At 59.5% G+C, this 23,376-nt stretch carries 20 protein-coding genes; 12 read left to right on the plus strand and 8 right to left on the minus strand.

Translation table 11 applies throughout. From position 1 onward, the window contains the following. Nucleotides 1–222: 222 nt before the first annotated feature. Nucleotides 223–729, plus strand: a complete 507-nt coding sequence (locus VOY09_RS06945; RefSeq protein ID WP_322893673.1) for a GNAT family N-acetyltransferase — start codon at nucleotides 223–225, stop codon at nucleotides 727–729. A 113-nt stretch (nucleotides 730–842) separates the two neighbouring features. Here VOY09_RS06945 and VOY09_RS06950 read toward each other — a convergent pair whose 3' ends face one another. Beyond that, nucleotides 843–1,529 carry a hypothetical protein gene (locus VOY09_RS06950; RefSeq protein ID WP_322893674.1) on the minus strand — a complete coding sequence of 229 codons (687 nt, stop codon included), beginning with the start codon at nucleotides 1,527–1,529 and terminating at the stop codon, nucleotides 843–845. Between the two features lie 111 nt (nucleotides 1,530–1,640). Between VOY09_RS06950 and guaB the strand changes: the two genes are divergently transcribed. From guaB to VOY09_RS06965, 3 genes are all read left to right on the plus strand, one after another. Next, complete coding sequence (gene guaB, locus VOY09_RS06955) at nucleotides 1,641–3,089, plus strand: IMP dehydrogenase (protein ID WP_322893675.1); 1,449 nt, start codon at nucleotides 1,641–1,643, stop codon at nucleotides 3,087–3,089. After that, nucleotides 3,089–4,252, plus strand: a complete 1,164-nt coding sequence (locus VOY09_RS06960; protein ID WP_322893676.1) for an RsmB/NOP family class I SAM-dependent RNA methyltransferase — start codon at nucleotides 3,089–3,091, stop codon at nucleotides 4,250–4,252. Before guaB ends, VOY09_RS06960 begins: the two co-directional genes overlap by 1 nt. A 110-nt stretch (nucleotides 4,253–4,362) precedes the next feature. After that, a complete protein-coding gene (locus tag VOY09_RS06965) occupies nucleotides 4,363–6,672 on the plus strand; it encodes an ATP-binding protein (RefSeq protein WP_416236737.1) in 2,310 nt (769 codons plus the stop codon). A gap of 43 nt (nucleotides 6,673–6,715) precedes the next feature. On the opposite strand, the gene VOY09_RS06970 is transcribed toward VOY09_RS06965, so the two are convergent. From VOY09_RS06970 to VOY09_RS06980, 3 genes are read right to left on the minus strand one after another with little or no spacing between them, the layout of a single operon-like run. Continuing rightward, nucleotides 6,716–7,699 carry a glucokinase gene (locus VOY09_RS06970; RefSeq protein ID WP_322893678.1) on the minus strand — a complete coding sequence of 328 codons (984 nt, stop codon included), beginning with the start codon at nucleotides 7,697–7,699 and terminating at the stop codon, nucleotides 6,716–6,718. 8 nt (nucleotides 7,700–7,707) lie between these two features. Next, on the minus strand, nucleotides 7,708–9,030 hold the full coding sequence (locus VOY09_RS06975; RefSeq protein ID WP_322893679.1) for a GH1 family beta-glucosidase: 1,323 nt from the start codon (nucleotides 9,028–9,030) through the stop codon (nucleotides 7,708–7,710). Nucleotide 9,031: 1 nt separating this feature from the next. After that, entirely contained in the window at nucleotides 9,032–10,063 is a 1,032-nt protein-coding gene (locus tag VOY09_RS06980) for a substrate-binding domain-containing protein (protein WP_322893680.1), read from the minus strand. 281 nt (nucleotides 10,064–10,344) lie between these two features. Here VOY09_RS06980 and VOY09_RS06985 point away from each other — a divergent pair, with 281 nt between their 5' ends. From VOY09_RS06985 to VOY09_RS07005, 5 genes are all read left to right on the plus strand, one after another. Continuing rightward, a complete protein-coding gene (locus VOY09_RS06985) occupies nucleotides 10,345–11,610 on the plus strand; it encodes an ABC transporter substrate-binding protein (protein ID WP_322893681.1) in 1,266 nt (421 codons plus the stop codon). Between the two features lie 82 nt (nucleotides 11,611–11,692). Beyond that, nucleotides 11,693–12,916, plus strand: a complete 1,224-nt coding sequence (locus VOY09_RS06990; protein WP_322893682.1) for a sugar ABC transporter permease — start codon at nucleotides 11,693–11,695, stop codon at nucleotides 12,914–12,916. Further along, a complete protein-coding gene (locus VOY09_RS06995; RefSeq protein WP_322893683.1) occupies nucleotides 12,916–14,061 on the plus strand; it encodes a carbohydrate ABC transporter permease in 1,146 nt (381 codons plus the stop codon). The genes VOY09_RS06990 and VOY09_RS06995 overlap by 1 nt, the downstream gene beginning before the upstream one ends. A gap of 51 nt (nucleotides 14,062–14,112) precedes the next feature. After that, nucleotides 14,113–15,729 carry an alpha-amylase family glycosyl hydrolase gene (locus tag VOY09_RS07000; RefSeq protein WP_322893766.1) on the plus strand — a complete coding sequence of 539 codons (1,617 nt, stop codon included), beginning with the start codon at nucleotides 14,113–14,115 and terminating at the stop codon, nucleotides 15,727–15,729. A gap of 21 nt (nucleotides 15,730–15,750) precedes the next feature. Beyond that, nucleotides 15,751–16,842, plus strand: coding sequence for a sn-glycerol-3-phosphate ABC transporter ATP-binding protein UgpC (locus VOY09_RS07005; RefSeq protein ID WP_322893684.1), 1,092 nt, complete (start codon nucleotides 15,751–15,753; stop codon nucleotides 16,840–16,842). Between the two features lie 128 nt (nucleotides 16,843–16,970). On the opposite strand, the gene VOY09_RS07010 is transcribed toward VOY09_RS07005, so the two are convergent. From VOY09_RS07010 to VOY09_RS07020, 3 genes are read right to left on the minus strand one after another with little or no spacing between them, the layout of a single operon-like run. Beyond that, nucleotides 16,971–18,035, minus strand: a complete 1,065-nt coding sequence (locus VOY09_RS07010) for a methyltetrahydrofolate cobalamin methyltransferase (protein ID WP_322893685.1) — start codon at nucleotides 18,033–18,035, stop codon at nucleotides 16,971–16,973. Continuing rightward, nucleotides 18,032–18,952 carry a methylenetetrahydrofolate reductase gene (locus VOY09_RS07015; protein WP_322893686.1) on the minus strand — a complete coding sequence of 307 codons (921 nt, stop codon included), beginning with the start codon at nucleotides 18,950–18,952 and terminating at the stop codon, nucleotides 18,032–18,034. The genes VOY09_RS07010 and VOY09_RS07015 overlap by 4 nt, the downstream gene beginning before the upstream one ends. Before the next feature lie 29 nt (nucleotides 18,953–18,981). After that, on the minus strand, nucleotides 18,982–19,278 hold the full coding sequence (locus tag VOY09_RS07020) for a virulence factor (protein WP_322893687.1): 297 nt from the start codon (nucleotides 19,276–19,278) through the stop codon (nucleotides 18,982–18,984). Nucleotides 19,279–19,483: 205 nt separating this feature from the next. Here VOY09_RS07020 and VOY09_RS07025 point away from each other — a divergent pair, with 205 nt between their 5' ends. Both VOY09_RS07025 and VOY09_RS07030 read left to right on the plus strand, forming a co-directional pair. Beyond that, nucleotides 19,484–20,596 (plus strand): Ppx/GppA phosphatase family protein, encoded by a 1,113-nt coding sequence (locus tag VOY09_RS07025; protein WP_322893688.1) that lies wholly within the window; start codon nucleotides 19,484–19,486, stop codon nucleotides 20,594–20,596. A 15-nt stretch (nucleotides 20,597–20,611) separates the two neighbouring features. Further along, entirely contained in the window at nucleotides 20,612–21,361 is a 750-nt protein-coding gene (locus tag VOY09_RS07030) for an RlmE family RNA methyltransferase (RefSeq protein ID WP_322893689.1), read from the plus strand. Between the two features lie 34 nt (nucleotides 21,362–21,395). Here VOY09_RS07030 and VOY09_RS07035 read toward each other — a convergent pair whose 3' ends face one another. After that, nucleotides 21,396–21,992 (minus strand): gamma-glutamyl kinase, encoded by a 597-nt coding sequence (locus VOY09_RS07035; protein ID WP_322893690.1) that lies wholly within the window; start codon nucleotides 21,990–21,992, stop codon nucleotides 21,396–21,398. A gap of 187 nt (nucleotides 21,993–22,179) precedes the next feature. Between VOY09_RS07035 and recA the strand changes: the two genes are divergently transcribed. Next, the gene (recA, locus tag VOY09_RS07040) at nucleotides 22,180–23,259 is read left to right on the plus strand and encodes a recombinase RecA (protein WP_322893691.1); all 1,080 of its coding nucleotides are present in this window, start codon (nucleotides 22,180–22,182) and stop codon (nucleotides 23,257–23,259) included. Nucleotides 23,260–23,376 lie beyond the last annotated feature (117 nt).

Here is a 23,376-nt window from a genome sequence, read left to right on the forward strand (position 1 = left end):
GTGCCTGTGTTGGGTTGACGGGAGGATAGCCTTTGATCGGGCGGGGGAAAGGGCTGTATTCGTCAGTCTATAGGGTAGGAGCGGCACGTAGGCCGGGGTTTACCCCAGCGGTGTTTCGCGGTTTCGGGCATGGCGGTGTGAACCCCGCCCTACGGGTTGCTGTCACTTGGCTGTTACTTTTTGTAGGCAAGTCGGCTCAAACCCAACAAAGATCGAGACAACATGCAGCATATTAATTTCCAGACCGACAGGCTCTTGCTGCGCAGGCCGGATGCGTCGGACCTTGCGCCCTATACTTCTTATTGCCAAAGCGACCGCACCGGTTTCGTCGGCGGTCCGTTCTCTGCCGTGCAGGCGTTTGAGAAACTGGCGGCGATGATCGGGCATTGGAACTTGCGCGGCTACGGGCGGTTTGTCGTCACCGACAGGCAGAATGGCCGTGCCTTGGGCCATGTCGGGGCCTTGCATCTGGACCTGAATGATCCGCCGGAAATGACCTGGACGATCTGGGCAGGGCATGATGAGGGGCAGGGCTATGCGACCGAGGCTTGTGCGGCCTATCTGCGCCATGCACGCGATGATCTGGGATTTACCCGGATGATTGCGCGGATCATGGCGGAGAACCGGCCATCGCGCGGACTGGCCGAACGGCTTGGCGGGGTGCAGGATATGGATACGCCTGCGCCGGATTGGTTCGCCGGATGTGTGACCTATGAGTTTGCATTGTAGGTCGGGGTTCACCCCGGCAGTGTTTCGCGTTTTCGGCCCGGCCGGGTGAACCCCGCCCTACGGGTGCTGGCAGCGCGAAGATGCGAGACGTAGGGTGCGTGCAAGCACGCACCCTACCGCAACACCTCTGTCCCCCAGATCCAGACCACCAGCGGCACGGGTGCTGTGGCAAAAGCCACCAGCGCGATCATTGCAGGCGTGCTGAACAACCGGCTGAGCCCTGCCACCAGCATGATCCCCCCGCCGCCGCCAAAAGCGATATTGCCGGGTGTGTTGATTGCGATCGCCACCGTCGCATAGCGGTATTTCACCACCAAAGGCACCAGCCAGCGGGGCAGTTTATCCTGCATCGCCTCCAGCCTGCGGTCGCGGGGGACATCATCCAGCCGGTCCAGCCAAGCAGCGATCCGGTGCAGGCGCAGGTCCTTCAACGCGCCGATCAGCCAGACCAGCGACACGATTTGCCCCACGAGAAAGGCCAGCGCCAGCCCCGCCACTGTTGCCAGATAAACGAAAGGTGCCACAGCTGCACCTTGGATGATCAACAGCGCGATCCCGATCTCGACCCCCGGCACGAAGGGCATCGCCAAGAGCAAGGCATAGACCACCAGCACCATGACGATCAGCCTGGTCATCGCCCGGGCCGAGGCATCGCTTTCCAACAGCGCGAGCTGCGCTTGCAACCAGTCAAAGCCGAGGGCTGCCAGTGCGACCAACCCCAGAATCACGCCAAAACGCAGTCCGAACCGCAGGAAACGGCGCAGTCTGCTGTCGCTGGGGGAGGGGTCGTGCGTAGCCATGCCGCAACATGCGCGCGCGCTCTTGCAGCTTCAAGCGGTGATTTGACCTTTCGGCTGGTCCTCATCCATGCGATAGGGACCCGCCAACAGCCCCCTACAGGAGACAGGTTGATGGAGATTCGTGAAGCCCTGACATTTGATGACGTTCTGCTGGTCCCTGCGGCCTCAAGCGTGCTGCCCTCCACGGCGGATACCCGCACAAGGGTGACAAAATCCATCAGTATGAATATCCCGCTTCTGTCCAGCGCCATGGACACCGTGACCGAGGCGCGGATGGCCATCGCCATGGCCCAGGCCGGTGGGATCGGGGTGATCCATAAGAACCTTGATATCACAGCGCAATCGGATGAGGTCCGGCGGGTGAAACGTTTCGTGTCCGGCACCGTCTATAAACCTGTGACCCTGCGCCCAGACCAGACTTTGGCCGATGCCAAGGCATTGATGGACATGTATCGCATCACTGGCTTTCCCGTCGTCGGTGCCGATGGCCGTGTCGTCGGTATCGTCACCAACCGCGACATGCGCTTTGCGCAGGATGACAGGACACCTGTCAGCGTGATGATGACATCGGACAACCTCGCCATCCTGCACGAACCCGCCGATCTGGATGAGGCGCGGTCGCTGATGCAGGCGCGCCGGATCGAAAAGCTGCTGATCACGGATGGCGACGGGCGGTTGACCGGCCTTCTGACGCTGAAAGACAGCGAGCAGGCGGTGCTGAACCCGATGGCCTGCAAGGATGATCTGGGCCGTTTGCGGGTCGCTGCGGCCTCTGGCGTTGGCGATGCGGGGTTTGAACGGTCACAGGCGCTGATTGACGCGGGCGTCGATATGATCGTCATCGATACCGCCCATGGTCATTCCGAAGGGGTGGCGCGCGCGGTTGAACGCGTCAAATCCCTGTCGAACGAGGTGCAGATCGTCGCCGGTAACATCGCCACCGGCGAAGCGGCGCGCGCGCTGATCGGCGTCGGTGCGGATGCAGTCAAGGTTGGCATCGGCCCCGGTTCCATCTGCACCACCCGCATGGTCGCAGGCGTCGGCGTGCCGCAGCTGACTGCGATCATGGATTGCGCGCAGGCGGCGGGCGATGTGCCGGTGATCGCCGATGGCGGCATCAAATTCTCGGGCGATTTCGCCAAGGCGATTGCGGCGGGGGCGTCCTGTGCCATGGTTGGGTCGATGATCGCAGGCACGGATGAAAGCCCGGGCGAGGTGATCCTGTATCAGGGCCGCAGTTTCAAATCCTATCGCGGCATGGGGTCGCTGGGTGCCATGGCCAGCGGATCGGCGGACCGGTATTTCCAGAAAGAGGCCGCCAGCGACAAGCTGGTCCCCGAAGGTATCGAAGGGCAGGTGCCCTACAAAGGCTCTGCCCATGCGGTAATCCACCAATTGGTTGGGGGCCTGCGCGCGGCAATGGGCTATACCGGCAATGCGACGATTGAAGAGATGCGTAAGAACTGCACTTTCGTGAAAATCACCGGGGCGGGGCTGAAGGAAAGCCATGTGCATGACGTGCAGATCACCCGCGAAAGCCCGAATTACCGGGTCGGCTGATGACACCCGGCGCGCGGGTCGCCGCAGCGATTGAGGTGCTGGACCAGATCCGCGCCGGTGCCTTTGCCGAACAGGCGCTGACCGCTTGGGCGCGCGGAAGCCGCTTTGCGGGCGCCAAGGACCGGGCGGCGGTGCGCGACCATGTGTTCGATGTCCTGCGGTCGAAAAGGTCGCTGGGTGATGGCGACGGGCGCGCGTTGATGCTGCGGCTGATGCAGCGGGACGGCGTTGACGTTGGAAGCATTTTCAATGGTTTAGGCCACGCACCTGCGGCGATGAGCGAAGATGAAAGCGTGGCGTTGTCCCAGCCCATGAACCTCAGCGAAGCGGCGACTTGTGATATCCCGGACTGGCTCTGGCCGATCTGGCAGGAGTCTTTGGGCGCGGATGCAGTCGCTTCTGCGCAGGCGCAACAAGCCCGCGCTGATGTCTTTCTGCGGGTCAATCAGCGCAAAGGCAGTGTCGCGGATGCAATGGCAGCGCTCGCACAGGATGGCATCAGCACCGAACTGTATCCGCATGTCACCACCTGCCTGCGCGTCCTGGACAATCCCCGCCGGGTCAAGACCGCGGCCGCATATCTGACCGGGCTGGTGGAATTGCAGGATGCCGCCTCGCAGCGGGCTGTCGGGCTGGTGCCAGCAGGCGGGCGGTTGCTGGATTATTGCGCGGGCGGCGGTGGCAAGGCGCTGGCCTTTGCCGACCTGACCGATGCAGAAATCTTCGCCCATGATATCGCGCCAGCGCGGATGAAGGACCTGCCTGATCGTGCCGCGCGCGCAGGTGTGACGATCCAGACGCTGACGACCGCGGAATTACCGGGCGAGGCCCCCTTTAACGTGGTTTTTTGCGACGCACCTTGCAGCGGCAGCGGCACTTGGCGGCGAACGCCCGATGCCAAATGGCGGCTGGATGCAGATCGTTTGGGCGCACTCACCAGTCTTCAGGCGGATGTCATCATGCAGGCTGCAAGGCTCGTCGCCCCGGGTGGCGTGCTGGCCTATGCGACCTGTTCGGTCCTGCGTCCGGAAAACGACGACATCATCCATGGCTTTTTGGCGCAGCATCCGGGTTGGCGGGTAACCCTGCGCGACCAGTCCTTGCCCGGGCCAGACGGCGATGGCTTCTTCCTTTGTATTTTGCAACACATTGACAACCTTTAGTTGTATACAAAATTATGCTAGCGCTTTTAAGGAAACATTAAGTTTTGTGCTGTTTGTTGTGATTGAACGAGTCATGAGGTTTCAGAGTGTCTGCCTGCCCGTCGATCGACATGCCAGCACCGCCCGCAACGAGCCGGCGGGCAATTCTGCTGCTGGGGGTCCTTTGTGCGGGTGCTTTCTGCCTGTTGCTGGCGCAATTATCTATGGCGGTGCCCGTTCAGGTTGGCCTGATCACCGCAGGTTGCCTGTTTTTGATGCTTGCCGCGGGCTTTGCCGGGCAGGCCATGTTGGGACGTTGGCGGTCACATCGGATCAATACAATCGCAATCCGCCTGACAGAAGATGATCCCGATTGCGCCTTTCTGACAGATGTCGGTGGTCTGGTGTTCTATGCCAACCGGGCGGCCGTGCAGCGGTTCGGTCCCTGTCGGGGGCTGCGGCTGACGGCCGTTTTTGCGAGCGTGCTTGCCAACCCGGATCCGTTTCTGCAGCGGCTGTCACAGGGCGCGCGGCAGACCGGCGCCAGCAAGGAAGATGTCGTCACACGACGGGGGCATTTCCGGCTCAGCGTGATCGTGATCGGGCCGGTGCAGCATCTGTGGCGGATGGACGATCTGGGCGATAAGATTGTCGCCGTCGCGCGCCAGCACGATAATGTCCCTTTGCCAATGGTCACGATCTGCCCTGACAACACGATCCTGCATATCAATACCGCATTGCGCGGCATGATTGGCAAGAACGCGGCACGGCTGGATGATCTGTTTGATGACCTGCCTTTGGCCCCGGGTCAGCGGCATTTGCTGAAAACTGTCACTGGCAACCTGCCGGTGATTGTCGCTGTGACTGATGGCTGGTCCGGCGCACGGAACATCTACATCATGGCCGATCAGCGCGGTGATGGGCCACGCTTCTTCACCGGTGGCTGGCACGCGATCGAGGATCTGCCGATCCCCTTGCTCAAGATCGCGCCGACAGGCGCCATTCTGGGCACCAATCGCGAATCGCGGCAATTGCTGAAAATCAACGAAAGTGGCGATCTGACACTGACCGATCTGCTGGACGGGCTGGGGCGCCCGATTGCTGACTGGCTGCGCGAAGCCTTTGAAGGGCGCAGCGGACGCAGCCCGCAGTTTCTGCGCGGGCGCGGGCAAAGTCAGGATGTTTTTGTTCAGGTGACGCTGAATGCGGCAGGCGGCACTGCCGATCCGCATCTGATTGCGGTGCTGGATGATGTGACCGAGCTGAAAACGCTTGAAGCGCAGTTCGTGCAAAGCCAGAAAATGCAGGCCATCGGCCAGCTTGCGGGCGGCGTGGCACATGATTTCAACAATCTGCTGACCGCGATTTCCGGCCATTGTGATCTTTTGTTGCTGCGTCATGATGAGGGTGATCAGAATTACAGCGATCTGATCCAGATCCACCAGAACGCCAATCGTGCGGCCAGCCTTGTCGGACAATTGCTGGCCTTTTCGCGCAAACAGACCTTGCAGCCAGAGGTGATTGATCTGCGCGACACGCTGTCGGATCTGACGCATCTGCTCAACCGGCTGGTCGGAGAAAAGGTGACGCTGACGCTGGATCACGACCCGGCGCTGGCCCCGATCCGCGCGGATAAGCGGCAATTGGAACAGGTCTTGATGAATCTGGTGGTGAATGCGCGCGACGCGATGGCGGGCGCGGGTGAGATCAGGATCACCACCCAAAACCTGCATCTGGCGGATCCGATGGTCAAAGACCGTGCCGTGGTGCCCAAGGGTGATTATGTGCAGGTAAGGGTGATTGATCACGGCCATGGGATCAGCCCTGACAAACTGCCCAAGATTTTTGAACCGTTCTATACCACCAAACGCCCGGGTGAAGGCACCGGGCTTGGCCTGTCGACGGCCTATGGGATCGTCAAACAGACCGGCGGCTATATTTTTGCGCAAAGCGAAGTTGGCAAAGGCACCGAATTCCTTTTGCTGTTCCCCAGTCATGATGCGCAACTGACCTCGCTGGTGAAAACACCGCCCGAGAAACGGCCGCGGATCAACCGACCGGCGTCCGGCGTCGTGCTTTTGGTCGAGGATGAAGCGCCGGTGCGCGCCTTTGCTTCGCGCGCTTTGCGCCTGCGCGGCTATAGCGTGCTCGAAGCGGATTGCGCAGAGGCGGCCCTTGACCTGCTGGCCGATACGACATTGCAGGTTGATGTCTTCGTCACCGATGTGATCATGCCCGGACTGGATGGGCCGACCTGGGTGCGCCAGGCCCTGACCCAGCGGCCGCAGACCAAGGTCGTGTTCATTTCCGGCTATGCCGAAGATGCCTTTAACGACAGCCAATCACGCATCCCGAACGCGGTGTTCCTGCCCAAGCCCTTTTCGCTCAACGCGCTCACGCAAACCGTGCACAGCCAACTGGTTGATCATGTTCCAGTGTAGGTATCCGATGGCAAGCAACCACTTGCCCGGCATGATCCGCAGGTTAATGCTGTGGGTTGCCCGCAAGAGCCACCAGATGCGCCGCCGATCCGGTCAGGGCGGCATAATCATCCTCGATCACATGCACGGCAAAATTGCTCATGAAACCGGCGAAACGGCCCTTGTCGCGGAATGCATCGCCGAACCCGAAAGCGCCCAGATGCGGTGCAAAGGCGCGGGCGACGCCGCCAACCAGATAGACACCGCCAAAAGGCAATTGGATCAACGACAGATTGCCACATACCGTGCCCAGAATGCGGGTGAACAAACGTGCGGCTTCGACCGCGCGCGGATCGCTGCCATCGGCACAGGCGGCCATGATGTCCGACGCCGCAGCCTCGCGCGGATCGCCCGCTTCATTGCCGAAAAAGGCATAGACCCGTTCAAGTCCGCGGCCGGACAACACATCTTCGACGGCCGGAAATCCATGCGCGTTGGAAACGAATTGGCACAGGCGCAATTCCATTTCGTTGCGGATCGGCAGATTGGCATGGCCGCTTTCCGATGGTGTCACGATGCGCCCGTCTGCCAGATCGAACACAGGTGCGGCATTGAAGCCGGTGCCGACACCGATCACCAGCTTGGCGGCCTGCGCGGTGCTTTCGGGCGCAGGCAGGATCGTGCGGATATTGGCTGCGTCCAGAAACCCAAGCGCATGGCCCTGCGCCTGCAGATCGTTGAGGATCGACACGGTTTCCGCGCCGGTCGCGCGCGCCAAGGTGGTCTTGTCGATGGTCCAGTCAAGATTGGTCATCGTCGCGCGCCCGTCGCGCACCGGGCCTGCGACCGCAACGCAGGCGGCGATCGGATCGACCCCGCCTTCATCGGCAATATAGCGGCGCAGCACTGACTCGAGCCCCGGAAAATCCGTATTGGCATAGCGCCGGATCGTGGATTGCAGGATCTGCCGCCCATGGGCGAGCGCGACACGGGTATTGGTGCCGCCGATATCGGCAACCAGCGCATAGGTATTTGCGGGGTGGGTCATGGGATTTCCTAGCGCGCGATAGCGGATTTGAGCGCGTGATAAGATGCTTTGGGTGTCCGCTTCAAGGTGTCGAAATCGACATGGACCATGCCAAAGCGTTTTTCATAGCCAAAGGCCCATTCGTAATTGTCCAGCAGCGACCAGTAGAAAAACCCCTGCACATTGGCACCCGCATCAATCGCACGGCGCGTCGCTTCAATGTGGTCTGCGAAAAATTGCATCCGTTCGGGATCATAGACCGCGCCGTTTTCGACATGGTCATCCCAAGCCATGCCGTTTTCCGTCACATAAAGCGGCAGGTCACCGACATAATCCGCAGACAGCCGCGTCAGGAAAGACCGCAAGCCATCGGGGTAGATTTCCCAGCCCATCTGGGTCTTGGCACCGGGGCCTTCTTGCGAGGTCAGATGCGGCCAAGGAGCGGCGGCATCCTCGGTCACCTGATGGCGCGTATAGTAATTGACGCCCAGAAAATCGATGTTCTGGCTGATCTCGGCCATATCGTCCTGCCAGCCATCCGGCATATGGGGGGCAAAACCAGCCAAAGCTTCAGCGGGGTAGGTGCTTTTGCTGACGGCCTCAATGAACCAGCGGTTCATGATCGCGTCCCATGTCGCGGTCGCACGGGCGGCACCGGCGCTGTCGTCCAGCGGGTCGGTATGGTCGAAATTCAGCACCACGCCGCAATTCTCCATGCCGCGCGCGCGCAGCCGGGTCATTGCCATGCCATGGGCGAGGTTGATGTGATGCATCGCGCGCGCGGTGGCGCGGATGTCGCGCAGACCCGGCGCATGGTGACCCAGAAAATGCGACAGATAGGCGACGCACCAAGGTTCATTGATCGTCGCAATCGCATGGACGCGGTCGCCGATCCGGTCGGTGATCACATCGGTGAAGTCGGCAAAAGCATGGCAAGTATCGCGGTTAGTCCAGCCGCCTTTGTCCGCCAAGGCAGAGGGCAATTCCCAATGATACAGGGTCTGAAACGGTTTCAGCCCGCGTTCCAGCATCACATCGACCAGACGATCATAGAAATCAAGGCCCTCGGGATTGATCGTCCGCCCATCGGGCATGACCCGCGCCCAGGATGTGGAAAAGCGATAGGCATCCATTCCCGCATCCCGCAAAAGATCAAGGTCTTCGCCGAAACGGTGATAATGGTCGCAGGCCAAAGCCCCGTCTTCACCTCGTATGACATTGCCCGGCGTCGCGGCGAATGTGTCCCAATGCGTTTGCCCGGCCCCGCCGAATTTATGGCCTTCGATCTGATAGGCCGCAGTGGCGGCCCCGAACAGGAATCCTTCGGGGAAATCGTTGCGTGTAAAATTCATGTTAATCCTTTCTGGGGGCGGGTCCGGTCGACCGGCCCACCATCAATTCAGCCTCGAGCAGGACATGCTGATGCGGCAGGTCCGGGTCGGCGATGGCGGCAAGCAGCATCTCGGCCACCTTTGCCCCCGCCATCCGGACAGAGGAGCGTGTGGCGGTGAAAATCGGGATGTCATCGCCGTTTTTGAGATAGGACAGGTCATCATCATGGGTGATGATCGACACATCGCGCCCCATGATCAGCCCGGCCTCTTCCACAGCACGGCGCGCGCCGAGCGCGGAGATGAGCGAGGAATGCAGGAACGCCGTGGGCGGATTGTCCAGCGCCAGCATGTCGCGGGTGGCCTGATAGCCGTAGACTTCGGTCATTTCGCGCGATTGCATCAGCGCGGGATCGACGGCAATGCCGCGCGCCATCAGCGCCTTCGTATAGCCGTCGCGCCGCCTGTGGGCGAAATCCATGAATTCCATTCCGTTGATCAGCCCGATGCGGGTATGACCCAGATCAAGCAGGAAATCCGTCGCGCGTTGAAAGGCGTGACGGTTGTTCATGTCAAGCCAAGCATAGGGCAGATCCACCCCGGAGGAGCGTCCATGCACCACGAAAGGCAGGCCGATGTCATGCAACAGCCTGATCCGGCTGTCTTCCAGACGTGGCCCATGCACGACGACCCCGTCCACCGCGCGCCGGGCTTTCAACCCGCGATAGACCTGATCTTCCTGCGCATCATCCGAGATCGAGAGGATCATTTCATAGCCGTTGCGGGCATAGGTTTCGCCCGCGCCAGCGATGAAATCCCCAAAGACAGGGTTCACCATTTCATGCTTGCTGGAAATCGGGATCACATGGCCGATGGCAAGGGCCTTGCCGGTCGCAAGCCCCTTGGCGCGGTTACTGGGACGGTAATGATATTGCGCGGCGGCGCGTTCGACCCTCAGGCGTGTTGCCTCGTTGACTTCCGGATAGCCGTTCAGCGCGCGGCTGACGGTGGTCTGGCTGAGCCCCAATTTTTGGGACAATTGCTTGAGGTTCATCTTCCGGGGCTTTCAAAGCGCTATCAATTCATCGGGTAGCAGAAAGCAAGACATTAATTTTGTCAATCAACCCGTAATCGTTTCAGTAGACCGGCCTTTGCCTAAATCCAAGTCATTTCTTGGAATTTGTCTACGATATTGACAGAAGCACGAAGTTGATTGAGTGTCGTAAAATCCAAAGCGCTTTGAGGGATGCGATTCTTTTGGCGCGGACGGGACCGGCAGACACGGTTTATGTCGACAAATGAACACGCGATTGCAGCGTGAAGGGAGGACGTTCTATGAAAATGAAATTGTACGCTTCTGTGGCCAGCGTGGCTTTGGCCAGCGCGGCCCAGGCCGAGCAGATCACTGTCTTTGGCCCATGGCTTGGCCCGGATCAGGAAAATGTGGAACAGGTGCTTGCTGCCTTTGCCGAAGCGACCGGCCATGACGTGCGCTACACCGGCTCTGACAGTTTTGAACAGCAGATTGTCATCGATGCGGAGGCAGGTTCTGCACCCAATGTCGCCGTATTCCCGCAGCCCGGTCTGGCCTCGGACATGGCAAGCCGTGGCTTTCTGACGCCGCTACCCGCAGGCACCGATGAATGGCTGCTGGAAAACTATGCCGCCGGTCAGTCATGGGTCGATCTGGGCACTTACAACGGCCCCGATGGCAACCCCGATATGTATGGCTTTTTCTACAAGGTCGATGTGAAATCGCTGGTCTGGTACAGCCCCGAGAATTTCGAAGATGCCGGTTACGAAGTGCCGGAAACGATGGAAGATCTGATCGCTTTGTCTGACCAGATCGTCGCCGATGGTGGCACGCCCTGGTGCATCGGTCTGGGATCTGGCGGTGCAACCGGCTGGCCCGCGACCGACTGGGTCGAGGATATGATGCTGCGCACCCAACCACCAGAAGCCTATGACGCCTGGGTCAGCAATGAACTGGCTTTTGACAGCCCCGAAGTGATTGGGGCGATTGAGCAATTCGGTCTGTTTGCGCGCAACGACGCCTATGTTGCCGGTGGCTCCGGTGCCGTGGCAACAACCGATTTCCGCGACAGCCCGCGTGGCTTGTTCGACAGCCCGCCGCAATGCTACATGCACCGTCAGGCGTCATTCATTCCGGCCTTCTTCCCTGACGGCACCGAAGTCGGCGCAGATGCTGATTTCTTCTACCTCCCAGCCTATGCCGATCAGGATCTGGGCGCGCCCGTTCTGGGTGCTGGGACATTGTGGGCGATCACCAACCCCAATGAAGCGGCCAATGATCTGATCGAATTCCTCAAGACACCCGAGGCGCATGAGATCTGGATGGGTCTGGGCGGTTTCCTGACACCGCATACCGGCGTGGATAATGCCGCTTTCGGCGATCCGACCTTGGCCAACATGAACGACATCCTGCTGAACGCCACGACCTTCCGTTTTGATGCCTCTGATCTGATGCCGGGCGCGATCGGTGCCGGTGCGTTCTGGACCGGCATGATCGATTATGCCGGCGGGGCGGATGCGGCCACCGTGGCTGCGGATATCCAGGCCTCCTGGGACGCGATCAAGTAAGTCGGATTTGACTTGAAATTGATGATCCGGCCCTTGCTGGCCGGGTCATCTGCGAGCGGCGCAGCGCAAGGAGAGGCGACCCATGAATCCAGCACTTCAGGGACTTGTGACGATCATCATCGGGGTCGGCGGCTGTCTCGCTTATTTCTATTTCTCCAACCAGTTTCTGGATAAGGTGCTGTTCCGCGCAACCGGGCCAAATGCCGGGCGCAATATCAACCGCGCCAATCTGATCCGGCCCTGGCTGTTCCTGTTCCCCGCGATTGTGGCACTGGGTCTTTATCTGGCTTATCCGGTTGTGGCGACCCTTTGGTATTCGCTGACCGACCGCAGCCAGGGCGGTGCCTTTGTCGGTCTGGCCAATTACCGCCAGATGATGGCAGAGCCGAAATTCTGGGAAGCCCTGCGCAACAATATGCTCTGGCTGATCATCGTGCCTGCCGCATCGACCGCCTTTGGTCTGCTGGCCGCGCAATTGACGGATAGGATCAAATGGGGTGCGATTGCGAAATCGCTGATCTTCATGCCGATGGCGATTTCCTTTGTCGGTGCCTCGGTGATTTTCAAACTGATCTATGACACAAGGCCTGCCGCGCAGAACCAGATCGGTGCTTTGAACGCGGTCTGGCTACAGTTCGAAGGCGGGATCGGGTCGTTTTTGATCCTGCGGCTGTTGCCCGGCGCGCTGATGATTTGTGCGGCGGCGCTGGCGGCCTATCTGGCCTATGGTCTGATCATGGCGATCCGGGACAAGGGCGGTCTGGTGCCGTCCATCCTGCGTGCGGTCTTTGTCGCGGTGCTGGCCTATCTGGCTTATGCGGCGCTGATGCTCGCCTATGGGGCTTTCACGAATGTCCATGCTTACGGCGTGCCGCAGACATGGCTGACCATTCCGGGCTGGAATTCTTTCCTGCTGATGGTGGTGCTGATCTGGATTCAAACGGGCTTTGCCATGGTGATCCTCTCCGCCGCCCTGCGTGGCATCCCCGAAGAAACGATTGAGGCCGCGATTGTCGATGGCGCGAACCCGTTTCAGGTGTTTTTCAAGATCAAGATGCCGCAGATTTCCGGCACCATCGTTGTGGTCTGGACCACGATCACGCTTGTCGTGCTGAAGGTCTTTGACATCGTTTTTGCCATGACCAATGGCCAATGGGAAACGCAGGTTCTGGCGAATTACATGTTCGATAAACTCTTCCGCGCCTCGGATTGGGGGGTCGGATCGGCCGCAGCCATGGTCATCATGCTGCTGGTCAGCCCGATCCTGATCTGGAACGTCTATAACGCCCGCAAGGAGATGCGCTGATGGAGAATATCGCTGGCCGCACATCCGCGCTGAACTGGATCGTGCATATCTCTGTCGTGGCTTTGGTCGCGCTGTGGCTGTTCCCTACGGTGGGTCTGCTGGTCTCATCCTTCCGCACCGCCGATCAGATCAGCAGCAATGGCTGGTGGCAGTCGCTGTTTCCGACCGAACAGAACCTGACTTTGCGCGCCGATGATCCCGACACGCAGGAATTGATCGATGGTCTTTACACAGTGCAGGGCAATCTGTTCGGTGGCGCCACTGACGCCGCGATCAGCACCTGGGGGACGACATCGCTGGCCATCGATACCTATGTCGCCGGTGACACCGCCGATCTGGGCGAGGGGGAGGCGATCACCGTGCAGGCGGACGGCGCCTATGTCTGGACCAGCACAGAGGAATTGTCGGGTCGGGGCCAGCGTGTGTTCACCACCGCAACGACGCCGCCCGAATTCACCTTTGCCAATTACCAGCAGGTCTTGTTCAGCGATAACCGCACCGACAGCATGGCGCGGGCGTTTTTCAATACGCTGACCGTGACGATCCCCGCGACGATCATCCCCATCGTGATCGCGGCCTTTGCCGCCTATGCGCTGGCCTGGATGGATTTTCCGGGCCGCGCGCTGCTGATCGCGGCTGTCGTGGGCCTGCTGGTGGTGCCGTTGCAACTGGCGTTGATCCCGCTGTTGCGCCTGCATCTGGAGATCGGGATCGGGAAAGGGTATCTGGGCACCTGGCTGGCCCATACCGGCTTTGGGTTACCGCTCGCCATCTATCTTTTACGCAATTACATGGTCGGTCTGCCGCGTGACATTATTGAGAACGCCCGCGTCGATGGCGCGACCGATTTCCAGATTTTCACCAAGATCATCCTGCCCTTGTCGTTTCCGGCGCTGGCCTCCTTCGCGATCTTCCAGTTTCTGTGGACATGGAATGATCTTTTGGTCGCCAAAGTGTTCCTGATCGACGCGACAGGCGAGACCACGGTGATGACCAACCAGATTGTCGAGCTGTTGGGCACACGCGGCGGCAATTGGGAAATTCTGGCAACAGCGGCCTTCGTGTCGATTGCTGTGCCATTGCTCGTGTTCTTTGCGATGCAACGCTATCTGGTGCGCGGCCTGCTGGCCGGCTCCGTGAAATAATCAAACATACAGGATAAGACTATGACGACGGCAGTGGCCATGAACCAAGATATGGCAGTGAACAAAGATTGGTGGCGCGGCGCGGTGATCTATCAGATCTATCCCCGCAGCTTTCAGGACAGCAATGGCGACGGGATCGGCGATCTTTTGGGCATCGTGCAGCGTTTGCCTTATATCGCCTCGCTGGGTGTCGATGCGATCTGGATTTCGCCTTTCTTCACCTCGCCGATGCAGGATTTCGGCTATGATGTCAGCGACTACTGTGATGTGGACCCGATGTTCGGGTCACTGGCTGATTTCGATGCGGTGATCGACACCGCGCATCGCCTTGGCATCCGAGTGATGATTGACCTTGTGCTGTCGCATACATCCGCGCAGCATCCGTGGTTCATTGAGAGCCGTGCGAGCCGCGATAACCCCAAATCCGATTGGTATGTCTGGGCCGATCCCAAACCCGATGGCACCCCGCCGACCAACTGGCTGTCGATCTTCGGCGGATCGGCCTGGCAATGGGACGCGCGGCGCGAACAATATTACCTGCACAACTTCCTCGTCTCGCAGCCTGACCTGAATTTCCACAATGCAGACGTGCAAGAGGCGCTGCTGGACGTCGCCCGTTTCTGGCTGAACCGGGGCTGCGATGGTTTCCGGCTCGATACGATCAATTTCTACATGCATGATGCCGAACTGCGCGATAACCCTCCGCTGCCGAAAGAACGCCGCAACGCCAATATCGCGCCTTCGGTGAACCCCTATAATCATCAGGAACATATCTACGACAAGAACCACCCCGATAACGTCAAATTCCTGGCCCGCCTGCGCGCCGTGATGGAACCATACGGCGCTGCCGCCGTGGGCGAAGTCGGCGATGCCCAGCGCGGGATGGAGATCATGGGCCAGTATACCACCGGCGATGATCTCATGCAGATGTGCTATGCTTTTGAATTTCTTGCCAAGGACAAACCCACCGCCGCGCGGATTGTCGAGGTGATGGAACTGGTGGATGAGGTCGCCGCCGATGGCTGGGCCTGCTGGGCCTTTTCCAACCATGATGTGGTGCGCCATGCCACCCGCTGGGACCTGCCGGCTGCCGCGCAGCGCATGTTCGCCACATTGATCATGTCGCTGCGCGGATCGGTCTGCATCTATCAGGGCGAGGAACTGGGCCTGCCCGAAGCGGATGTCGCGTTCGAAGACCTCCAAGACCCTTACGGCATCGAATTCTGGCCCGAATTCAAAGGCCGCGATGGGTGCCGCACCCCGATGGTCTGGGAACGCGACAATCTGCATGGTGGCTTCAGCGATGGCAAACCGTGGCTGCCGGTCTCCAGCGAACATCTGGCTTTGGCCGTGGGCGCGCAAGAGGATGAACCGGGCGCGTTGATCCATCATTACCGCCGCGCGATTGCTTTCCGGCACAGCCATGCCGCACTGGCCGTTGGCAGCCATGATGCGATGCGCGCGCAGGGTGATGTGGTCTATTTCACCCGGACGGAGGGTGATCAGACGATTTTCTGCGCCTTCAACGTCAGCGATACGCCATCCGATTTCGACATGCCTGCGGGGGATTGGACGGTGATCGGGGCGGAACTGGGGTCGGCGCATCCATCCGCCGATGGCAAGTTGCATTTTGGTCCTTGGCAAGTGTGCTTTGCGCTGAAAACATGAAGCATAAGTGGGGAAATTGACATGACCGAGCTGACACTGACCAATGTGGCAAAGACCTATGGCGGCAAGGTCGAGGTGTTGAAAGACATCAATCTGGATATCAAGACCGGCGAATTGATCGTCTTCGTCGGTCCGTCCGGCTGTGGCAAATCCACCTTGCTGCGGATGATCGCGGGGCTGGAAAAGATCACCGATGGTGAATTGACCATCGACGGGCAGGTGGTCAATGACGTGCCCCCCGCGCAGCGCGGCATCGCGATGGTGTTTCAATCCTATGCGCTTTATCCGCATATGACGGTGCGCGAAAACATGGCCTTCGCGCTGAAACTCGCCAAAAAATCCAAAGGTGAGATTGAAGAGGCCGTCGCGCGCACCGCGAAGATCCTGCAATTGGAAGAATTGCTGGACCGGCTGCCCAAGGCGCTGTCCGGCGGGCAGCGTCAGCGTGTCGCGATTGGGCGCAGCATTGTGCGCGATCCTAAGGTTTACCTGTTTGATGAACCGCTCTCAAACCTTGACGCGGCCTTGCGCGTGGCGACACGGATCGAGATTGCGCAGCTCAAGGAATCGATGCCCAACAGCACGATGATCTATGTCACACATGATCAGGTCGAGGCGATGACGCTGGCCACCCGCATCGTGGTGCTGGCCAATAAAGGCATCGCGCAGGTCGGCACGCCGCTGGAACTTTATGAACGGCCCGAAAATGAATTTGTCGCGCAATTCATCGGCTCGCCCGCGATGAACCTGCTGGCAGGGGAAATCACCGCAACCGGCGCGCAGACGCAGGTAAAGCTGCATGGCGGCGGCACTGTGACCTCTGCCGTGCCGACGCGGGACAGCGATATGGGCCTCAAGGTCAATGTCGGCATCAGGCCCGAGGATATGGTTGAGACATCGGGGGAGGATTACGCCTTTGAAGGCAAGGTCAATATCACCGAAGCTTTGGGTGAGGTGACATTGCTTTACTTCGACAAGGTCGGCGATAATTCCGCGGTGATCGGCAAATTGCCGGGCATTCATGCCGATCTGCGCGGCAAATCCGTGCGGATGGCGGCCAGCCCCGCCAAGGTGCAGATTTTCGCCAATGGCCAGTCGCTCTATTATCGCTGATCTGCTTGCCGATATCGCGGCGCAAGGTGGCAGCGCTGCCAACTTGCTGTGCCTCCCTATCATCTTCCGAGCCGGTGAAATCGCGCTCGCGCGAATTCACCTACATATCCCCGCCGGAGGCATAAAAGTTACCTTTTCCGCCGCCCGGTCCGGGCGCGGCCTTCGCCGTCTTTCACCGGCGCGCGGTTGAAGCGGATCCAGTCCGCCCCAGACGGGTCCTGATCCATCAGGAAATTCGCAGCCCGGATCGCCGCCATCTCTGACCCCGCACGGGGCAGGGTGGACCCCAGACCAAAGAGCGTGACGAAGGTCTCGTCATCCATATCTTCGGGCAGGACGATGCCAGCCGCCAGCACCTCGGCCCGTTTCTCGGCGATCCTCGTGGCCCCGACGGGCAGGGCGATGGGGTTCATGATGGCGGAGGTCATCCCGGCAGTGATCGCCATTGGCAAAAACGCATTGTTGATCCCATGCCGGTTGGGCAGGCCGAAACTGATGTTGGACGCACCGCAGGTCGTGTTCACGCCCAGTTCTTCGCGCAAGCGGCGGACAAGCGTGAACACCTGCAAGCCAGCCGTGCCCATCGCGCCAATCGGCATGACCAGCGGGTCAACCACGATATCATGCGCGGGGATGCCATAATCGGCGGCGCGTTCCACGATCTTCTTGGCCACGGCGAAACGCACATCGGGGTCTTCAGATATCCCGCTGTCGTCGTTGGAAATTGCCACCACAGGCACGTTGTATTTCTTGACCAAAGGCAGGACGCGTTCCAGCCTTTCCTCTTCCCCCGTCACGGAATTGAGCAGGGGGCGCCCTTCCGCTGCTGCCAGCCCGCGTTCCAGCGCGCCGGGCACGGATGAATCGATGCAAAGCGGCACATCGACGACGGCCTGCACGCGTGCGATCAGGTCTGCCATCAGCGGCGGTTCGACGAAATTATTATCGGCATAGCGCGGGTCCTCGGCCATTTTTTTGGAAAACACCGCACCTGAATTGATATCGAGCACATTGGCCCCGGCGGCGACCTGTGCGATGGCATCAGCCTCAACGCGGGAGAAATCACCGCGCTCCAATTCCTCGGCCAATATCTTGCGTCCGGTCGGGTTGATCCGCTCTCCGATCACGCAAAAGGGTTGGTCAAAACCGATGATCGCGGTTCTGGTTTTGGATTCGATGATCGTGCGGGTCATGTCCTGTCCTTTGCTGCTGCGGCTCTGCTATGGTCGCTTGCCCAATCCGTGGCGGCTGTGATCCCGCCCAAGGGGAACAGATGCGCGCCTGCGATCAGGCAATCGGGGTGGCGAGCCTTGTGGGCGGCCAAAGCTGCGACAACCTCTGTCGGCTCATAAGGCAACATGAGCTTGGTCACATCCATCGCGCGTTTCTGCAACACCCGCAGCGAGGGGCCGACACCGCAGGCCATGGCGAATTTGATCAGCGTCTGCAGCTTGGCAGGGCCAGCGATACCGATATGGAGCGGCAAAGTGATCCCGGCGTCACGCAACGCATCGGCCCACGCGATCACCGGCTCTGCGGCAAAGGCGAATTGCGTGGTCAGCGCCATCTGTGCATCACTTGTGTCGCTGAACCGCTGCTTCCAGCGCAGCGCCGCCATCACATTGCAATCCGATCCATCGGGGTCAATATCGCGGTTGCCCTCTGGGTGCCCTGCGACATGCAGGTGTTTGAAATCACCAAACAACCCGCTTTCCAGCAACTGGATGGAGCTGTGATAATCCCCCTGCGGCTGCGCCACACCGCCAGCGAGCAGCAGCGCCTGATCCACCCCCGCTTCGCCCTGATAGCGGGCGATCCAACCTGCGAGTGTCGCGCGGTCCTTGATGATCCGCGCGGGGAAATGCGGCATCACGGCAAAACCGTCCCGCGCCAAAAGCCGCGCCGTCGCCACCATATCGTCAATCGGCGTGCCGTCGATATGGGCGATATAGATGCGGGTGCCTGCGGGCAGCAGATCGCGGAAATTGTCGATCTTTGCGGCGGTGCGCGGCATCACCTCGATCGAATAACCGCGCAGAAATTCTGTGACATCAGGGTTCAGCCCCGGTGTTTCAGCCTCTTTGCGTTTGAGAAAGGGGAAGAGCGTCATCAGAACCTCCTGCAAGCGGGGTGGCGGGGTCATGCCCAGCCGTGATTGGCGATCAGGGTCTTGATCCGGTCCTGATCATATGCTGCGTCAATCTGCGCCACGGCGGCCTCTGCGGCCTCACTGTCGCTGCCTGCGGCGGAATAAGGATCAGCCTTGCGGAACCCTGCCATATATTCATCGGATTCTGCGGCCCCGGATTTCATCGCAGCACGGTCAATCGCCTGTTCGAACCGTTCGGGCAGGGGTAATTTGGTGCCGCGCCGCCCGCGCCCGACGATGACCTGCGCGGGAATATCGCGCCAAAAGACGATGGTAACCTCGGCCATGTGATTCCCCTGTGACCTGTTCCTGCCGTTCTAGCATCGCATGCCGCAGCTGAAGGCCCGATTTCGACATGCCGCGCGTCCTGCGCGACGGGGCCGGTTTGACCTGCGGTATTTTCACGCAATGGCGCGGAAGGCAGGACTTGGGCTTGTCTTGTGACAGGCGGCGGCATAGCTTGAAGGTAACTCGAAATGGAAGGCGTGAAAAATGACGCCGAAGCGTCCCAAAGGTGCGGGCGCGTTCCCTAAAGCGGTCGATAGCCCCGCGCCACAACAACCCGATCCGGCGACGCTTTACGCGGCGCTGGACCTTGGAACGAACTCTTGCCGGATGCTGATTGCCCAACCCAAGGGCAGCCAGTTTCATGTGGTTGATAGTTTTTCCAAATCCGTCCAGCTTGGCCAAGGCCTTGAAAGCACGGGGCGTTTATCGCGCGCCTCGATGAACCGGACGATTTCCGCGATGCGGATCTGCCGCGAGAAATTGCACCGGCATGGTGTGAAACGGATGCGGCTTGTCGCGACCGAAGCCTGTCGGCGCGCGCTGAACGGGCCGCATTTCATCGCACAGGTGCGGCGCGAGACGGGTCTGAATTTGGAGATTATCCGGCCAGAGGAAGAGGCGCGTTTGGCGGTGATTTCCTGCGCGCCTTTGGTCAGCGTGAATACCGAACAATTGCTGGTCGTCGATATCGGCGGCGGGTCGACTGAACTCGTGTGGATCGATCTGACCAATGTGCCCAAACGCGAACGGCCCCGCGCGATCATGCGGCTGCATGCCGGGTTCAAATCCGACCCCGGTCCGTTTGCTGCGGCGAAAGTAGTGGATTGGATTTCCGTGCCTTTGGGTGTCGCGACCCTGCGCGACCAATTCAGCGATGTGGATGATGATGCTGCACGATTTGCCCTGATGAGCTGGTTTTTCGAAGAAAATCTGGAGGCTTTCGCGCCATCGACCTGCGCGCAATCGCGCAAGGGCTTTCAGATCATCGGCACCAGCGGCACGGTCACGACCGTCGCTGCCAGCTATCTGGGGCTGAAACGCTATGACCGGACCAAGGTGGACGGGTTGCGCATGACCACTGACCAGATCGATGCGGTGATCCGCGATTATGTCGCCCTTGGCCCTGATGGGCGCCGCAATGACCCGCGCATTGGCCGCGACCGGCAGGCGCTGATCATGTCGGGGGCCGCGATTTTGCAGGCTTTGATGCGGCTTTGGCCCACGGATCGCCTGTCTGTCGCGGACCGGGGTTTGCGGGAAGGGCTGCTTTATGCACAGATGTCCGCTGATGGGGTCTTGGAAGATGCCCCGTTTTAGGGGTAAAGCGATCAGATGGTCAAAAAACCCACCACCAAGAATTCCTCCGGCCGCGGCCAGCGCGACCTGCATGTCAAGGTCAAGACGGCGCGTGGGCGCAAGCTGTCCTCGACCCAATGGTTGCAGCGCCAGCTGAACGATCCTTACGTGAAACGCGCCAAGATCGATGGCTATCGCGGGCGTGCGGCCTATAAGATATTGGAACTGGACGAAAAATATCGCTTTTTGGTGCCCGGCGCGCGGATCGTCGATCTGGGCTGTGCGCCCGGCGGATGGTTGCAGGTCGCGGTCAAACGCGCCAACGCTTTGGGGGAACGGACATCGAAAGCGCAAGGTTACGTGCTGGGCATCGACCTGCAAGAGGTCGATCCGATCCCCGGGGCCGAGATTTATCAGCTTGATTTCATGGCCGATGATGCAGATCAACAGGTCCGAGCATGGCTGGGTGGCAATGCCGATGTGGTGATGTCGGATATGGCGGCCTCCGCCTCTGGCCATAAACAGACCGATCACAACCGGATTATCGCGCTCTGTGAGGCGGCGGCCTATTTCGCCTTTGACGTGCTGAACGAAGGTGGCACCTTTGTCGCCAAGGTGCTGGCCGGCGGGGCAGAGGGCGATTTGCAGAAATTGCTGAAATCGCGCTTTACCAAGGTTGCGAATGTCAAACCACCGGCGTCGCGGTCGGATTCTTCAGAAAAATTCGTTGTGGCGACGGGGTTTAAAGGCCGCGATGTTGATGCGGGCGGCGATGCAGCACTTTGAGTATTTGGAGAAATAAGAAGGTGCAGGCGGGGGGTTAACCCTGTCCTGCCTCCCAGATGCCGAATTCGGGGCTGCGCTTTTGTTGCAGATGCGCCAGCACATCGGGAGACAGCGTCAGGTCCATCGTGGGTGAGACGTTCTTTTGTTTCAGCGCCAGCGTGACGTTCAGCTTTTCTTCCAGAAAGCCGGTGATCTTGTCCCAGGCTTCATAGCGGAACAGATGATCCGCACCGATATCGCCATCGTTGATCCGCAGGAACCTGTCCTGCGACCCGACATTGGCGAAAGGGGCGGGATCGCCCTTGCAATATTCCAGCACGAAATCATCGAAAGTCACGCCGCGCGTGCTGTTCTCATGCCCGATCAGATCGTCGCGCGTGCGGTAACGATACCAGCTGCCCAGCCAATCAACGGGGTGGCGAACAATCGCCATGACCTCTGGCGTTTGACCGCCAGCCTGAATGAAAAACGGGCGCAAGAATCGTTTGTAGCGATAGCAGGGCGCATGTTTCAACTGCGGCGGATCGCGCAACACCATCGAGGCGCGCGGTGCCAAAGCGCCTTCCAAAGCGGTTGATCCGGTCTTGGGCACGGCCAGCAGAACAAGGTTTTCTTTCCAGAAAACAAGCATTTACATAAACCCTTTACTCATCGGCGCCGTTTTTACGGCATAAACCGTTTCTTAACCACTGTCTGTTAGAAAGGAAGTTGCAAATAGATCTTGCAATGTTCCTGTTTTGATCTCATGTAGTATGGAACATAGGGCGAACAAAGCTTTGATTGCCCCTTGGTTGGGCGCGTGGAATAAGGGCAGGGAAATGGCAACGGCAGATCTTTTGAAAATGATGGACAAGAAAACCGCAGATAAGGAAAAGGCGCTGGAAAGCGCTTTGGCCCAGATCGAACGTCAGTTCGGCAAAGGCTCGATCATGAAATTGGGCGGCCAGAACCAGATGCCCGAGATTGAGGCGACATCGACCGGATCTTTGGGTCTCGACATTGCCTTGGGGATCGGTGGCTTGCCAAAAGGCCGCGTGATCGAGATTTACGGCCCGGAATCCTCGGGCAAGACGACGCTGACCCTCCATTCCATCGCGGAAGAGCAGAAAAAAGGTGGCATCTGCGCCTTTGTCGATGCCGAACATGCGCTGGACCCGCAATATGCCAAGAAATTGGGCGTGAACCTGGATGAATTGCTGATCTCGCAGCCTGACACGGGCGAACAAGCGCTGGAGATTGTCGATACTTTGGTCCGCTCCGGTGCCGTGTCGCTGGTGGTGGTCGATTCTGTTGCCGCCCTGACGCCCAAGTCAGAGCTTGAAGGCGATATGGGCGACAGTTCGGTCGGTGTGCATGCCCGCCTGATGAGCCAGGCGATGCGCAAACTGACCGGGTCGATTAACCGCTCTGGCTGTATGGTGATTTTCATCAACCAGATCCGCATGAAGATCGGCGTGATGTTCGGCAGCCCCGAAACCACGACAGGCGGCAATGCGTTGAAATTCTACGCCTCGGTCCGGTTGGATATCCGCCGTATCGGCGCGATCAAGGACCGTGACGAAGTTGTCGGCAACGCGACCCGTGTGAAAGTGGTCAAGAACAAGGTGGCACCACCGTTCAAACAGGTGGAATTCGACATCATGTATGGCGAAGGCATTTCCAAGACAGGCGAATTGCTGGATCTGGGGGTCAAAGCCGGTGTGGTCGATAAATCCGGCGCATGGTTCAGCTATGGTGATGAACGGATCGGGCAGGGGCGTGAAAACTCCAAGGTCTTTCTCAAAGAAAACCCCAAGATCGCCAATGAGATCGAGGATAAGATCCGTGCCGCCCATGGCCTTGATTTCGCGATGAGCGATTCAGACGGTCCGGCGGATGATGATCTGGTCGAAATGTAAGTAAAAGGGCGCGGGCTTGGTCCGCGCCTTTTGCTGCTGTTGGGAATGTGGCGTGGTTGCGCTGCCTCCGGCGGGAGTATTTTGGGAAAAAAGAAGACGGGGTTTTCGAAGCGATCT

Source organism: Yoonia sp. 67-2 (assembly GCF_035117555.1).
Taxonomy (GTDB): Bacteria; Pseudomonadota; Alphaproteobacteria; order Rhodobacterales; family Rhodobacteraceae; genus Yoonia.

Coding starts and splice junctions, on each gene's coding strand:
- VOY09_RS06945 (WP_322893673.1), top strand. CDS start 223: ATGCAGCATATTAATTTCCAGACCGACAGGCTCTTGCTGCGCAGGCCG.
- VOY09_RS06950 (WP_322893674.1), bottom strand. CDS start 1,529: ATGGCTACGCACGACCCCTCCCCCAGCGACAGCAGACTGCGCCGTTTC.
- guaB (WP_322893675.1), top strand. CDS start 1,641: ATGGAGATTCGTGAAGCCCTGACATTTGATGACGTTCTGCTGGTCCCT.
- VOY09_RS06960 (WP_322893676.1), top strand. CDS start 3,089: ATGACACCCGGCGCGCGGGTCGCCGCAGCGATTGAGGTGCTGGACCAG.
- VOY09_RS06965 (WP_416236737.1), top strand. CDS start 4,363: ATGCCAGCACCGCCCGCAACGAGCCGGCGGGCAATTCTGCTGCTGGGG.
- VOY09_RS06970 (WP_322893678.1), bottom strand. CDS start 7,699: ATGACCCACCCCGCAAATACCTATGCGCTGGTTGCCGATATCGGCGGC.
- VOY09_RS06975 (WP_322893679.1), bottom strand. CDS start 9,030: ATGAATTTTACACGCAACGATTTCCCCGAAGGATTCCTGTTCGGGGCC.
- VOY09_RS06980 (WP_322893680.1), bottom strand. CDS start 10,063: ATGAACCTCAAGCAATTGTCCCAAAAATTGGGGCTCAGCCAGACCACC.
- VOY09_RS06985 (WP_322893681.1), top strand. CDS start 10,345: ATGAAAATGAAATTGTACGCTTCTGTGGCCAGCGTGGCTTTGGCCAGC.
- VOY09_RS06990 (WP_322893682.1), top strand. CDS start 11,693: ATGAATCCAGCACTTCAGGGACTTGTGACGATCATCATCGGGGTCGGC.
- VOY09_RS06995 (WP_322893683.1), top strand. CDS start 12,916: ATGGAGAATATCGCTGGCCGCACATCCGCGCTGAACTGGATCGTGCAT.
- VOY09_RS07000 (WP_322893766.1), top strand. CDS start 14,113: ATGGCAGTGAACAAAGATTGGTGGCGCGGCGCGGTGATCTATCAGATC.
- VOY09_RS07005 (WP_322893684.1), top strand. CDS start 15,751: ATGACCGAGCTGACACTGACCAATGTGGCAAAGACCTATGGCGGCAAG.
- VOY09_RS07010 (WP_322893685.1), bottom strand. CDS start 18,035: ATGACCCGCACGATCATCGAATCCAAAACCAGAACCGCGATCATCGGT.
- VOY09_RS07015 (WP_322893686.1), bottom strand. CDS start 18,952: ATGACGCTCTTCCCCTTTCTCAAACGCAAAGAGGCTGAAACACCGGGG.
- VOY09_RS07020 (WP_322893687.1), bottom strand. CDS start 19,278: ATGGCCGAGGTTACCATCGTCTTTTGGCGCGATATTCCCGCGCAGGTC.
- VOY09_RS07025 (WP_322893688.1), top strand. CDS start 19,484: ATGACGCCGAAGCGTCCCAAAGGTGCGGGCGCGTTCCCTAAAGCGGTC.
- VOY09_RS07030 (WP_322893689.1), top strand. CDS start 20,612: ATGGTCAAAAAACCCACCACCAAGAATTCCTCCGGCCGCGGCCAGCGC.
- VOY09_RS07035 (WP_322893690.1), bottom strand. CDS start 21,992: ATGCTTGTTTTCTGGAAAGAAAACCTTGTTCTGCTGGCCGTGCCCAAG.
- recA (WP_322893691.1), top strand. CDS start 22,180: ATGGCAACGGCAGATCTTTTGAAAATGATGGACAAGAAAACCGCAGAT.